The organism is Desulforapulum autotrophicum HRM2, assembly GCF_000020365.1.
GTDB lineage: Bacteria > Desulfobacterota > Desulfobacteria > Desulfobacterales > Desulfobacteraceae > Desulforapulum > Desulforapulum autotrophicum.
Genome location: NC_012108.1, coordinates 5,383,487 through 5,398,506 on the forward strand (window position 1 = coordinate 5,383,487; position 15,020 = coordinate 5,398,506).

General features: G+C 54.0%; 8 protein-coding genes. 1 reads left to right on the top strand and 7 read right to left on the bottom strand.

The genetic code is table 11. The features are described 5' to 3' along the window. Position 1: 1 nt before the first annotated feature. The 7 genes from HRM2_RS23610 to HRM2_RS23640 are packed head-to-tail and all read right to left on the bottom strand — an operon-like array spanning position 2 to position 11,897. The gene (locus HRM2_RS23610) at positions 2-1,000 is read right to left on the bottom strand and encodes a radical SAM protein (protein WP_041274300.1); all 999 of its coding nucleotides are present in this window, start codon (positions 998-1,000) and stop codon (positions 2-4) included. Between the two features lie 11 nt (positions 1,001-1,011). After that, on the bottom strand, positions 1,012-2,424 hold the full coding sequence (gene purF / locus HRM2_RS23615; protein ID WP_015906534.1) for an amidophosphoribosyltransferase: 1,413 nt from the start codon (positions 2,422-2,424) through the stop codon (positions 1,012-1,014). A gap of 1 nt (position 2,425) precedes the next feature. Beyond that, entirely contained in the window at positions 2,426-5,650 is a 3,225-nt protein-coding gene (carB, locus tag HRM2_RS23620; RefSeq protein WP_015906535.1) for a carbamoyl-phosphate synthase large subunit, read from the bottom strand. Continuing rightward, a complete protein-coding gene (carA, locus tag HRM2_RS23625; protein ID WP_015906536.1) occupies positions 5,650-6,789 on the bottom strand; it encodes a glutamine-hydrolyzing carbamoyl-phosphate synthase small subunit in 1,140 nt (379 codons plus the stop codon). Before carA ends, carB begins: the two co-directional genes overlap by 1 nt. Before the next feature lie 32 nt (positions 6,790-6,821). Next, on the bottom strand, positions 6,822-9,155 hold the full coding sequence (locus HRM2_RS23630; protein ID WP_015906537.1) for an FAD-dependent oxidoreductase: 2,334 nt from the start codon (positions 9,153-9,155) through the stop codon (positions 6,822-6,824). Between the two features lie 13 nt (positions 9,156-9,168). Beyond that, positions 9,169-10,803 carry a glutamate synthase-related protein gene (locus HRM2_RS23635; RefSeq protein ID WP_015906538.1) on the bottom strand — a complete coding sequence of 545 codons (1,635 nt, stop codon included), beginning with the start codon at positions 10,801-10,803 and terminating at the stop codon, positions 9,169-9,171. Next, positions 10,767-11,897, bottom strand: coding sequence for a class II glutamine amidotransferase domain-containing protein (locus HRM2_RS23640; RefSeq protein ID WP_015906539.1), 1,131 nt, complete (start codon positions 11,895-11,897; stop codon positions 10,767-10,769). The genes HRM2_RS23635 and HRM2_RS23640 overlap by 37 nt, the downstream gene beginning before the upstream one ends. Positions 11,898-12,094: 197 nt before the next feature. On the opposite strand from HRM2_RS23640, the gene glnE reads away from it, so the two are divergent. Continuing rightward, a complete protein-coding gene (gene glnE / locus HRM2_RS23645; RefSeq protein ID WP_015906540.1) occupies positions 12,095-14,974 on the top strand; it encodes a bifunctional [glutamate--ammonia ligase]-adenylyl-L-tyrosine phosphorylase/[glutamate--ammonia-ligase] adenylyltransferase in 2,880 nt (959 codons plus the stop codon). Positions 14,975-15,020: the final 46 nt, after the last annotated feature.

A 15,020-nucleotide genomic window follows, 5' to 3' on the forward strand; every position in this document is an offset into this window, starting at 1 on the left:
GCTAATCCGGAACAATCTCCTGTTTGAGCATGCAGCAGGCAATTTTCTGTTCAGGCCTGCCATCCGGTCCATAGGTGATGTTGCCGGGCTGTACCAGCTTGTTCATGACGCAGCCTTCGGGAATGGTGAGTTTAAAAAAGGCGGTCTCGTTCAGGGTGGTGGTGGGGATGAGCTGGTTGTCCCTGATTTCAAGGCCGTGGACGGGATAGTCTTCGCACAACGGACAGCGGTAGACCCTGCCGTTGGGAAAGACAAAATAGTTGTCCGCCACAATGCCTGCGCACTCAAACACCTCACCCGGATTGAGGAACACTTTGGGCCAGGTGACCGTGATGCCGGTCTCTGCAATTTGTTCGGCTACCAAAGGAACAGTTTCAAGCCAGCGTTCCCGGGTGACCTGGAGATCGTTGTTCGCCCCTGCAGATTCTCCCCTGATACCCACCACCTGGATAAAGAATCGATCAATGCCCAGGTCTTTTACCATGGCAGGCATCAGATGGAGTTCATGGATATTGGCACCACTCACCGTGTAGATCATGGAAGTAGAAAAACCCTTGGCAACGGCCCGTTTAACGCCTGCGATACAGGCGTCATAGCACCCCTTGCCCCGGATGGCGTCATTGGTGGCAGGGGTTGCCCCGTCCAGGGAAAAACTGATGAAATCCACATCCTCAGGGGTGATCTTTTCCAGGATATCATGGAAAAGATATCCGTTGGTATCAATGGTGATGGATGAAAATCCCATCTGCCTTGCCGCTCGAACGGCAGGGGCAAGGTCGGGGTGAAGGGTGGGCTCACCCCCGAGAAAAATGAGGTTGGTGTCTGGGGCTCGATCCAGAAACAGGGCCAGCCAGGCTTTGATGGTGCCAATGTCCAGGGTTTCTCTGCCGTGCTCGTCCCGGTTGATGTAGCAGTGCTTGCACCGGAGATTACATTTGGTGAGAATGTGAAAAAAAAGATTAGACGAATCCTTTGAAAAGGCCACTGTTCTTCGCTGCATCATCCCTCCTCCTAACCCATGCAGCATTTGGTGACAGCAGGATCAAAGGCCACGGGATAGGATCCGTCAAAGCATGCCTTGCAAAAATGATCTTCTGGATTTTCCACCCCGCTTGCCTCGAGCATTCCCTCGATGGAGAGATAATGCAGGGTGTCAAGCCCAAGATACCGGGTCAGCTCTTCCTCGGTCTTGGAGGCTGCAATCAGCTCACCCTTGGAGGAAAAGTCAATACCGTAGTAGCAGGGGAAACGGTGGGGGGGACACGAGATGCGCATATGGACCTTTTTAGCCCCTAAATCCCTCAGGGCCTTGACCCTGGTCATGGCCGTGGTTCCCCGGATGATGGAATCCTCAATGATGATGATCTCCTTGTTCCGGATCAGCTCCCTGACGGGGTTGAGCTTGACCCGCACGGCAAAATCCCGCATGCTCTGGGTGGGCTGGATAAAGCTTCGGCCCACATAGTGGTTGCGGATCATGCCCATCTCAAAGGGAATGCCCGACTCCTCGGCATAGCCGATGGCCGCGTAGTTGCCCGAATCCGGAAAGGGCATGACAAAGTCAGCATCCACAGGGGCTTCCTGGGCAAGGCGCTTTCCATGGGCCTTTCGCATCTGGTAGACGTTCTTGCCGAAAATGGTGGAATCAGGCCTTGCAAAATAGATGTACTCAAAAATACACAGGGAAGCGGTTTTCGGCTCCGGATCAGCCTTGATACTCGTAACACCGTCCTCATTGATGATGACGATCTCGCCGGGATCAAGCTCCCTTACAAACTCGGCCTGGACCAGGTCAAAGGCACAGGTCTCCGAGGAGAGCACATAGCTGCCATTGATTTTACCAAGGGCCAAGGGCCTGAAACTATTGGGATCTTTTACACCGATAACCTCACCTTTACAGGTCAGAATCACAAACGAATAGGCCCCCTCAATCTTTGCAACTGAGCGCTGGATCGCCCTTACCACATTCCCATCCTTGAGGTTCTTAACAAAAAGATGAAGAAAGACTTCCGAGTCCATGGTGGTCTGGAAAATCGACCCACTCTCCTCAAGCTCCTGTTTTAGTTTATGGGCATTCACAAGGTTCCCATTGTGGGCCACTGCATAGGCACGGCCCTTGTGCTGGGCCACAAAGGGCTGGGCATTGGCTAGGACAGAATCTCCGGTGGTGGAATAGCGCACATGACCGATGGCGCTTCCTCCCTCAATACGCGCCAGGTCCTCCATTTTAAAGACATCGTGGACCAGCCCCATGCCCTTGTGGGAAACCATCTTATTGTTTTTCCTGGAGACACAGATGCCTGCACTTTCCTGACCCCGGTGCTGCAGGGCGTAGAGTCCAAAATAGGTAAGCGTTGCCGCCTCAGAGTGTCGATAAAGGCCAAATACACCGCATTCATCCCTGGGTCTTTCATTTTCAAACATCTTAATTCACCTTTTTGTGATATTCCTGGATCGCCTTAACCGTAAGGCTCTCTCTTTTAAGGGCCTGGATGGCCTTACAGATGGCACGTGTGCCGTCAGTTGTGGTTGCATAGGGAACCTTGTACCGAATGGCCGACCTGCGGATGGCATAGCCGTCGGCCTTGGTCTGACTGCTGGCCCCGGTGTTGAGAATAAGCTGAATCTCCTTGTTCTTGATGGCATCCACCACATTCGGCCGACCCGTGGAAACCTTTTCAATAACCTTAGCCGGGATGGAATTTTCACCGAGAAACATGGCCGTACCCCTTGTGGCAATAAGGGTAAAACCCATGTCGTAAAAATCCTTTGCAACGGACAGGGCCGCATTCTTATCGCTGTCCTGGACGCTGATGAACACCGTACCCTGGGTGGGCAGGTTCTGACCCGCCCCCAGCTGGGCCTTTGCAACGGCGGCCCCAAGGTCCATGTCAATGCCCATGACCTCACCCGTGGACTTCATCTCAGGGCCGAGCACCGGGTCCACTTTGGAAAACCGGTCAAAGGGCATGACAGCCTCTTTTACCGAAAAATGGGCCGGAATCTTCTGCTCGGTCAGTCCAAGTTCGGCCAGGGTTTTTCCCAGCATCACCTTGGTGGCAAGCTTTGCCAGGGGAACGCCCGTGGCCTTGCTCACAAAGGGAATGGTCCGGGACGCCCTGGGATTGACCTCAATCACGTAAACCTTGTCATCCATGATGCCAAACTGAATGTTCATCAGCCCTTTGACCTTGAGCTCCTTTGCCAGGGCCTTTGCCGCCTCGGTCATCTCGTCGATGTGGACCTTTGATATGGAGTAGGGAGGAAGCACACAGGCGGAATCACCCGAGTGGATACCAGCCTCTTCAATGTGCTCCATCATGCCACCGATCACCGTGTTCTCACCGTCGGAGATGGCGTCCACGTCAAGCTCAAACGCATCCTCGAGGAACTGATCAATGAGCACCGGATGATCCGGGGAGGCGAGCACGGCAAGGTTGAAATACTCCTCAAGGGCTGAACGGTCATACACGATCTTCATGGCCCTGCCCCCGAGAACAAACGACGGCCGGACCATCACGGGATAGCCGATCTTTTCAGCAACGGCATAGGCCTCCTCAATGTTCACGGCAATGCCATTGGCCGGCTGGGCAATGCCGAGCTTATCAAGCATCTCCTGGAACCGGTCCCTGTCCTCTGCCCGGTCAATGCTGTCCGGGCTGGTGCCGATGATGGGAACCCCTGCCCGTTCAAGGTCCATGGCAAGGTTCAGCGGGGTCTGGCCGCCGAACTGGACAATGACACCAAAGGGTTTTTCCTTTTCCACGATGTGGAGCACATCTTCCCGTGTCAACGGCTCAAAATAGAGCTTGTCCGAGGTGTCGTAGTCCGTACTCACGGTTTCGGGGTTGGAGTTGACCATGATGCTTTCAACCCCCTCTTCCCTGAGGGCAAACGATGCATGGACGCAGCAATAGTCAAACTCGATGCCCTGGCCGATGCGGTTGGGTCCACCGCCAAGGATGATCACCTTTTTTCGATCCGAAACCCTTGCTTCACACTCCTCCTCGTAGGTGGAGTAGTAGTAGGGGGTGGCAGCCCTGAACTCGGCGGCACAGGTGTCCACAAGCTTATAAACGGGCACGATGCCAAGGCGTTTGCGCTGTCGTTCAATCTTTTCTTCGCTGTTTCCTGTGAGATGGGCAAGCTGGCGATCGGAATAGCCCCACCGTTTGGCCTTTTTCAGCATCTCTTTGGGAAGTTCACGACCGGCAAGGGTGATTGTCTTGTCAAACTCCACCAGCTGCTTCATCTGAAAGAGGAACCAGGGATCAATGGAGGTGAGTGCGTTGATGGTCTCAATGTCCATGCCGTTTTCAAGGGCGTGCCTGATAAAGAAAATCCGCTGGGAGTTAGGGGTAGCAAGCTTGTACTCAAGCTCGGTGCGGGAAATCGATCCGGGGGCCGGATCCTTGCCGTCTGCCCCGAATCCGAACCGGCCGATCTCAAGGGATCGAAGCCCCTTTTGAAAGGCCTCCTTAAAGGTCCGGCCGATGCTCATGGTCTCGCCCACGCTCTTCATGGCCGTGGAAAGGATATCTTCGGTCTCGGGAAACTTCTCAAAGGTCCAGCGGGGAATTTTCACCACGCAGTAATCAATGGAGGGTTCAAAACAGGCCAGGGTTTCGCCGGTGATGTCGTTGGTGATCTCATCCAGGGTGTATCCCACGGCAAGCTTTGCCGCAATTTTAGCAATGGGAAACCCTGTGGCCTTGGAGGCCAGGGCAGAACTTCTCGATACCCTGGGATTCATCTCCACGATGATCATCTCCCCGTTTTCAGGGTTGATGGCAAACTGGACATTGGAGCCACCCGTGTCAACGCCGATCTCCTGCATGATGGCGATGGAGGCGTCCCTCAAGACCTGGTACTCCTTGTCCGACAGGGTCTGGGCAGGGGCTACGGTCAGGCTGTCGCCCGTGTGAACCCCCATGGCGTCAATGTTCTCGATGGAACAGACGATCACCACGTTACCGGCATGGTCCCGCATCACCTCAAGCTCGTACTCTTTCCAGCCGAGAACCGACTCCTCAAGCATCACCTGGGTGATCATGCTTGCGTCAAGGCCGCTCTTGGCAAGGTCTGCAAGTTCCTCAGGGTTGTAGGCCACACCACCCCCGGTGCCGCCCAGGGTGAAACTGGGTCGGACAATGATGGGAAAGCCTATCCTCGCAGAAATGGTCTCGACCTCGGCCATATTGTGGGCAAACCCGCTTTCTGGAATCCGCAGCCCGATTTTGTTCATGGCATCCCGGAACAGCTCCCGATCCTCAGCCTTATTGATGGCCTCAAGGGAAGCTCCGATCATCTCTACATTGTAACGCTCAAGCACCCCCATGTTGGCGGCTTCCACAGCCGTGTTAAGCCCGGTCTGACCGCCCAGGGTGGGCAGCAGGGCGTCGGGCCGCTCTTTTTCAATGATCTTGGCAAGGGTTTCCGGGGTGACCGGCTCAATATAGGTCCGATCGGCTGTTTCAGGATCGGTCATAATGGTGGCGGGATTGGAGTTGACCAGGATCACCTCATATCCTTCTTCCTTGAGGGCCTTGCACGCCTGGGTGCCTGAATAGTCAAACTCGCACCCCTGGCTGATGATGATGGGGCCGGCTCCGATAATCAAAATCTTGTGTATGTCGGTTCGTTTTGGCATTATGCTCTTTTGTCCATCATTGATGCAAACTGGTTAAAAAGATAGGCTGCGTCATGGGGGCCGGGGGAAGCTTCAGGGTGGTACTGAACGGCAAATGCCTTGAGTGATTCATTCTTGATTCCCTCAAGGGAACGCTCGTTGAGGTTGATATGGGTCATGATACCCTCCTTCTCCCCGAGGGTCGTTAGATCAACTGCAAACCCGTGGTTCTGGGCTGTGATCTCCACCCGGTTGGTGGCAAAATTTTTCACAGGCTGGTTTCCACCCCTGTGGCCGAACTTGATCTTGTGGGTTCTGGCTCCCATGGCAAGCCCCATGAGCTGCATGCCCAGACAGATACCGAACATGGGTTTAAATCCCAGAAGCGCCCGGATGGTCTCAACGGCATAGGTCACCGGCTCTGGATCCCCGGGACCGTTGGAGAGAAAGATACCATCGGGCTCAAGGGCTTTAACATCGGCCGGGTCAGTTGTGGCAGGCATCACCAGCACCTCACATCCCACAGCCTCAAGGCAGCGGATGATGTTGTACTTGATGCCGAAATCAAGGGCAACCACCCGTTTTTTATCCGGGCCATTGCGCCAGATCGAGGCATCAAGCAGGGCGTTCTTGGCAACATGGACGGGCCTGTTGTCCCGCCAGAAATAGGGAAACCGGGTCGTCACCTTCTGCACAAGATCGCATCCCATCATGGGGGGAACGCCCTTTGCCCTTGCGACCAGGCTTGCCGGATCAAGGTCACTGGTGGAGATGACCGCTCCCATGGCACCCTTGTTTCGGATATGGCGGGTCAGGGCCCGGGTATCAAGATCCTCAATACCCAGAACCCCCTCTTTTTTGAGAAAATCGGCCAGGGTTCCGGTGGACCGCCAGTTGCTGGGAAAATCCACATATTCCCGTACAATGAGTGCGCCTGCCTGAATTTTTTCCGACTCCATATCCTCGGGGCAGACCCCGTAGTTTCCGATCATGGGATAGGTCATGGTGACCATCTGCCCGAAATACGAAGGATCGGTCAAGATTTCCTGGTATCCGGTCATGCTGGTGTTAAAAACCACCTCGCCCGACGCTTCCCCCGGACCGGTAAAGCTGCGGCAGGGGAATGTCCTGCCGTCCTCAAGTGCCAGTAATGCTTTCATAGTTTTCTCTTTTCCGCCTAGGTTTTAAAAATTTACAGGGGCACATTGGGAACAAGGGCCCAGATGCCACAGGGACAGGCCCCGGCACAAAACCCGCAGCCGATGCATAGTTCCGGATCAGCCCTGTACTCATAACCGTCCGGAACGAGTTCAACCCGGCTGATGGCCCCTTCAGGGCACACGGTTTCACAGATGTGGCAGTCCCTGCACCGCCCGCAGGAAGCACACTCCCCGCCGCACATGTCCAGGCTGTCATAACTTTTGATTGACGGGTCAAAATACTCAAGGGAAATCCTTGACTTGTCAATGGGCAGCCGGGTGTCGGCCATTTCAGGCTCTCGACCCGCAATCACGGCATCAATGGCGTCTGCGGCCCTTTTCCCGGCACCAATGGCGTCGGTGATAAGTCCCGGGGCAACCGTGTCTCCAATGGCAAAAATGCGCTTGTTCGACGTTCGGTTAAACCCGTCCACTACAATGAAACCGTTTCTTGTGGCAACCTCCTGACCCAGAAAATCGACCTCAGGCACGTCTCCAATGGAAACCACCACGGTGTCAGCCTCAATGAGCTCTCCGCTGTTGAGCACAACCCCCTGGTCCGTTATCTCATGGGTAAAGCAGGGCCAGGCAAATGTGGCACCGCAGGCTTCAGCATCCTCCCGTTCTTTTCCAAAGGCCGCAGGCTTCTGCACGTCAATCATGGAGATGGTTTCCGCACCAAGTCGACTGGCTTCAGTGGCAACATCACATCCCACGTTACCCGCCCCGATAATGACCACCCGTCGGCCGCAGACAGCACCCTCCTGTTTAGCCGCAGCCAGGAATTCGTTGGCAGAAACGGCCCGTTCAATGCCGGGAACGGGCAGCATCCTCGGCTTTTTGGCACCGGTTGCCACCACGGTAAAGTCAAACTCCCGGGTGATGCGCTTGAACTCCTGGGCCGTGATATCCTGGTTAAGCCGGATATCGGGAACCATCTTCCGGACCCGGTCAAGCTCGGTTTCAAGGGTCTCCCTGGCGATCCTTGACTCGGGGATCAGTGCGGAAATCTTACCGCCGATCTTATCCGATGCATCAAAGATGACCGCCTCATGGCCCTTAAGGGCCAGGTTCCACGCCGTTGATATGCCACCGGGGCCAGCCCCCATCACGGCAACCCGTTTACCGCTGGCAGGTTTGCGTTCGGGAAGTTCCGTTTCCAGTCCGGCCCTGCCAAGAAGCCGAACATTCACCGGAGTCATATACTGGGTATTTTTTGTGCACGAGGCCATGCAGGGACTGGGGCAGAGACTGCCGCACACGGTTGCCGGGAACGGGGTATACTTGAGTCCCAGTTCCAGGGCTTCGTCCACAAGGCCATTCCGGATCAAATGCCAGCGTTCCTGGACGGGAATCCCCGTGGGGCAGGCCGTCTGACAGGGGGCCTTGTATTTTTGATTTTCCCACACAGGCACGTACCGCCTCAGCTCTCCCCGGGTGACCAGGGGAATGGCACCGGGTTCTATCTCCTGGAGATCACCGATGAGACCGCCCCGTCCAAGTTCCCGGTTCCACACATCCTGGCGAAAGGCTGACATGCCTAACCGGCTGCTCTTTGACATCTTTTCCCGGGGGGTCTTTGCCCGGAGAAGCTGCCACTCAGACCGTTTGGACAGGGTATCAAACAACTCCATCTGGCCGATCCTTGAAAGGAAGGTCTCCATATTGGTCAACAGCCAGGCCCATTCTTCGTCTTCAATGGGAGCGACCACGGCATCTGCCCGGGAGTAGCCATTGGCATCACCCCTGAAAAAAGCCTTGCCGCCCACCATGCCCACAAAGGGTCGGTAGCCCAGAATGTTATCAGGATTCTGGGCCTTATAGCCGCAGATCACGGCAATTCCACCGGCCATGAATTCGCCGAAATAATCCCCGGCAGACCCGAGAATCCACATTTCCGGCGGATCAAACCGTGGGTTCTGCTTGGTCATGGTCATACCCCGGGCACCGATGTTACCACCAATGTAGACCTTACCCTGGGCCGCTGCATTCATGGCGCCGTTGGAGGCGTTGCCGTGGACCGTGATTTCAGCCCCGGCATTGAGCCATCCAATATCATCCGATGCCGGCCCCATAATCTCGATCTGGGTATTCGGGCATCCCAGGGAACCTGTCCGCTGGCCGGAGTGACCCATGACTCTTATTTTAACCGGCTCATCGTCCGCCTTCCAGAGACGGCCGCCTATGCCGTGCTGGCCAAATGCATCGACCTCAATGTACCGGTGCCCGTTCTTGACCTCCCTTTGAATCACCTCTTCAAGTATTCTGGAGGAGAGGCGCTCGCCTTCTTTTTTACCTGCAATTTTGTAGTACTCTGTTTCCTTCATCTCACCTCGTCTCCTAAACCACGTACTTGATGTTCAACCGCTCGGCCACGTCGCGATCATCAATGCCAAGGGCGTCTGACATCCCTATGGGAAGGGATGTGGAGCGTCCCAGGGGTGCCACGATCTTTTTAAGCTCCGTGTCAAAGCTGACAAATAAATCCACCACACGCTGGGCCACGGCCTCTGGATCAAGCCTTCTGTAAAGCCTGGGGTCCTGGGAGGTGATGCCCTTGGGGCAGATGCCGAGATTACACACGTTACACCGGTCATTTTCCGTGCCGATGCAACCGGCTGCGGCCTGCATCACATACTTTCCAATCTGGACACCGCTGGCCCCGAGCATGATCAGAGCTGCTGCATTGGCGGCAATGTTGCCGTTTTTCCCGATGCCGCCGCCTGCAAAAATGGGGATCTCGTTCTGCTTGCCGATCTTGACCAGGTTCAGGTAGTTGTCCCGGATGCAGGATGCAATGGGATGCCCCATGTGATCAACGGACACGGCATAGGCAGCCCCGGTGCCTCCGTCTTCACCGTCAATGGCAAGACCGGCCGCAAACTCGTTCCTTGTCAGGTTGTTGAGCACCGCAAGGGAGGTGGAAGAGGCCGAAATCTTGGGATAGACCGGCACCCTGAATCCCCAGGCCATGGACATGGACTGGATCATCTTTGCCACAGACTCCTCAATGGAATACTGGGTCTGGTGGGTAGGAGGGCTCGGCAGGCTGATCCCCTGGGGAACCCCACGGATGGCTGCGATGAGCTTGTTCACCTTGTGCCACATGAGCAGTCCCCCGTCACCGGGCTTGGCCCCCTGGCCGTACTTGATCTCAATGGCGCAGGGATCTTCTTTCATGTGGGGAATGGCATGGATGATCTCATCCCATCCAAAATAGCCCGATGCAATCTGGAGAATCACATATTTGAGGAACCGGCTGCGCAGCAGCCTTGGCGGGCAGCCACCCTCACCCGTGGAGATCCTGACCGGCATGTTGAGCTCTTCATTTAAATAGGCCACCCCCATCTGCAACCCTTCCCACATAGTGGGAGAGAGCGCCCCAAAGCTCATGCCGCCGATGATCAAGGGATAAATTTCCCGAACCGGCGGTATCCAGCCATGGGTTTTAAGACGGGCCATGTTCTCCTTGGGCGGCAGCACTCGACCCAAAAGAGTGCGCATCTCAAACTCATGGCGTCCGGCATCCAGGGCAGGGTCCGTGAGCATGGAGATCCGGATGAATTTGATCCGGTCCAGCAGTGATTCAGTCGAATTTCGGCGACCGCCCCGCTTCCTGGGTTCCCCACCCTGGTTCACATGGAACTTAAGCTTGGGAGTCCCGGGATGGGGGTTGGGTTCAATGGCGTCGTTGGGGCAGACCATGGAACACATGGCACACCCGATGCACGCCTCGGCTATGGTTGTTTTCTGTTTGATGCCATAAAAGGTATCAAAGGTTGATCTGTTGTCCTCGACCCTGTGAATGGAGGTGACAAGATTTCTCTTTCGAAACACCGCAAGCTCAATGGCCTGGACAGGGCAGACAGCCGTACACTGACCACACAGGGTGCATCTATCCTTTTTCCAGTCGATCTGCCAGGGCAGATCCTTAAGACTTAGAGAGGAAGGTTTAATGGTTCTGTTTGACGACATATTTTTACCTCCTGGCGGTCAGGGCTTACAATTGCGGTATCAAGGTGCATGGGTTGAATGTCAAAGGATTTGTCCCGGTCTGGAATGATGGCGTCAAGTCCGCACACCTCCGAAGAAAAGGCAAACAGACCCGGACGTCCACCCACTACGCCCGGACGAAGCTTTTTTCTGTCCTGGGCCATGAAAAGGGTATTGTCCGGAAGGGTACCAATGACACAATTGGGACCATCAATGATCAGCTGGCGGCAGGATCGTTTCAGATGGGTTAAGAAAGCCACATCCGGGTGTTGCTTCAGATCATTCTCCTGAAGGGGGGTAATGACATGCTTATAGGCATCAATCCCCAGCCCAAGGGTCTCCATGGTGTAGTGAAGAATATGGGCAAACACCTCAGAATCAGACTGGTACCCCGTGTATCCTGGATATTCCCTGGACAAAAGAAAATTCTTGATGGGAATAAAAGCCGTGTTCTCACCGTTGGTCATGGTACTGAAGCCCTTGATGAAAAAGGGGTGACAGGCGTAGAGGTTTATGGCGTAGTTGGTGTTTTGACGGCCCTGGGCCATGATTATCCTGGCCTTGAGGTCCTTTCGGTCAAGTCCCAGATAATGGGCTACATCCATGGGATCGCCCAGCTCTTTAATCATAATGGTATCCGGCCAGAACGAGAACACGATCATGTCCCTGTTCTCTTCTCCCATCTCACGGATCTTGAGCCTTGTGTCCATGAGTCGTTCCTCAATCTCTTCCTTGGCAAGACCATCCCAGGTTTCAGGGTATTCATATGCCCTGATCAGATAGAGACCGCGCCGGGGGATTCCAAACATTTTTGTCTTGGGCACCTTGATGCTCACCTTGTACTTGGTCATGAACCCCTGGTTCATCATGAACAGATCCAGACGGCGGATTCCCTCCTCAGTAAAAATACCACTGAGGATGGGTGCCTCTTTCATCTCTTCAAAGGGTCCCCCAAGATCTTTAAGCAGAAGCCCAACCCCCGAACCATCATGCCCCTCTTTCATAACATTAAGGGCATTGATGGCTTCCATGGGAGAGACTGGATCTTTGCTTGTAAGTGCAAACAGACGGCACATTCTCTTTTTCTCCTTGTTATTTTCAATGGTTTGAGCAATATATAAATCCAATACTATAGGGAAAAATACCGGTTTTTTCAATAGTTTTGTTTTTTTCCCATCCACTATAGGCATTTTTGGGTAAAGCAGCACAGCAAATCCGCCCTGGGCCTTAAAATAGTGAACAATTTTAACCCGGATGGGGGCAAGATACAAAAATGGAACTTAAAAACCTTTCCGACCCCCTGGCCAAACAGCTCAGGGACAGACATGCCAACCTTGACGAACAACTCAGCCAACGGGGAATCGTCCTGCCACAGACGCAATCCTTTAAGACCGATCTTGACAGGGCACTTCTCTTCAGCGAATTCATCGCATCCACCGTCACCCGTACCCCTGAAATTCTTGTTGACCTGATTGAATCAAAGGACCTTGAGCAGGCCTATGGTCCCAACACCTTTGGTGACAGACTTGAAAAGGATCTCACCCCCACCACGGACGAGACGGATTTCAAGGCAATTCTCACCCGTCTGCGCCAGCGTGAAATGGTGAGAATCGCATGGCAGGATTTAACCGGAACAGCGACACTTGAGCGTACCACAACAGATTTGTCCGCCCTTGCTGAGGCTTGTGTTGACAAAACATTTACGCTTCTCTATGATAAACTCTGTTTCACGCACGGAACGCCCTTAGACCGGCAGGGATCAAAACAGGAAATTGCTGTTATCGGCATGGGGAAACTCGGTGCCAGAGAACTGAATTTTTCGTCTGACATTGACCTCATCTTTGCCTATCCATGGGACGGCATTATTAATGGTAATGGGAAAAGCAGTACCAACGAAGAATTTTTCACAAAACTGTGCAGGAATTTTTTACGGGTGTTTGATTCAACCATGGCTGAAACAACCATATTCAGAGTGGATACAAGGCTGCGGCCCTTTGGGTCAAGCGGCCCCCTGGTGGCAAGCTTTGGTGCCATGGTGGACTATTACCAAACCCAGGGCAGGGAGTGGGAACGCTATGCCCTGATCAAGGCAAGACCCATTGCCGGGGACATTCCGGCAGGAAACCGACTACTGAAATCCCTCAACCCCTTTGTCTACCGGCGCTACCTGGACTATGGCAGTTTTGAATCCTTCCGGGACATGAAAAAAAGAATTTCCCTCCAGGTCAAAGACAAAAAATTCAGAAACAATATCAAGATAGGACCTGGCGGCATCCGGGAGATTGAATTCTTTGGTCAGCTGTTCCAGCTGATCCGGGGAGGCGTGGAGCCCGAATTCCAGGCAAGGGAAATTCTGAAAATTCTGACCCTGCTCAACCAGCGGGCCTATATTGACGACCAGACCCTGGCGGATCTGTCAGACGCCTATGTCTTCCTCAGAAGGGTTGAACACAGGCTCCAGGAGTACGGGGATCTCCAGACCCACGATCTTCCAGAAGATCCAACAGAACAATCAAGGCTTGCCCTGTCCATGGGATTTGACACCTGGCCCATGTTTGCCCATGTGCTCAACCGGCACCTCTCCATCGTACACACCCATTTCAATCATCTGCTTGTGGAAAAAAAACAGCCGACACCCAGCGATACCAACCCGTTGAGCTACCTGTGGCAGAATCTCACCGATCCACAGTTTGATGACGCCGAGGCCGGCTGTACCATGGTCAATAACATCCCTGGTTTTAAAGACAAGAAAACGGTAATCCGGCTGCTCAAATCCCTGGAGGCAAACCCCAGCACCCGACGACTCACGGCCAACGGACGCAACCGCCTTAACCGCCTTGTTCCCAAGATCATCCAGAAGGCCGGGGAACAGCCCCATGCTGAAACTGTCCTTGCCAGGCTTGTGGACCTTGTCGTCACCATTGAGCAACGCACCTGCTACCTTTCGCTTCTCCTTGAAAAGCCCGATGTCCTTGATCAGATTGCAGGGCTTGCCGCCAAAAGCCCCTGGATCATCGGCTTTCTCTCAAAGCATCCCGCCCTTCTGGACGAGCTCCTGGGGCCGGGCAAAAACCCTGTCCTGCCCACCCGGGACGAGCTTAGAGCCGAACTTGAGCGCAGAATGTCCCAGATCCCCCCTTCGGATCAAGAATTTCAAATCGAAGAGCTCTGCCTCTTCAAACATACAAACACCCTGGGGATCGCCGTGGCAGACGTGAACCAGGACTATCCCCTGATGAAGGTGAGTGATAGTCTCACTTATGTTGCTGAAACCGTTCTTGAACGGGTCATTGACATTGCCTGGGACCACATTGCAGAAAAATACGGCACCCCCTCGGGTATGGACAGGAAAAGGGGGGAGTCCCCCGGGTTTGCCGCCATTGCCTATGGAAAACTTGGAGGAATTGAACTTGGATACAAATCGGACCTTGACCTTGTTTTTATCCATTCTGGAGGGGAAGGCACCACCCGGGGGGGCAAAAAGGATATAGAAATCACACGCTTTTACTCAATGCTCGGCCAACGAATCATCCACGCCCTCACCGTTCACACCCCTGCCGGAACCCTATACGAAACAGACATGCGCCTGAGACCGTCTGGCCAGTCTGGAATGATCGTCAGCGAAATCAACGCCTTTGAAACCTACATAAACGAAGAGGCATGGACCTGGGAAATTCAAGCCATTGTCAGGGCAAGACCCATTGCCGGCGACCCTGAGCTCCAGGACCGATTTACCAGGGTAAGGGATCGTGTGCTCAGGAAACAAAGAGACCCGCTGACCCTTAAACGAGAGGTAAAAGAGATGCGGGAGCGTCTCCGAAAAAAACATCTCAAATCCGGGGTTGTGGATCTCAAGCAGGGTAAGGGAGGCATTGTGGACATTGAATTTTTAGTCCAATACCTGGTTCTGCGGTACAGCCATGACCACCCGGCACTCACCCGATGGACAGACAATGTACGCATTATTGAGACCCTGGCCCTTGAGAAGATCTTAACCGATACCGAGGCTGAACAGATCAAGCAGGCATATCTTGTCCAGCGAAGAGCCATTCACAGACTTAACCTTAAGGAGGAAGAAGAGACACGGCTGTCAGATCATTTTTTCAAAATCAAAGAGTGGGTCTTCGCCCTGTACGAGAAGATCCTTTTATAAACCAAGGCTTTGGCAATATAGAGATCCACCAGGAATTAAACCTTGG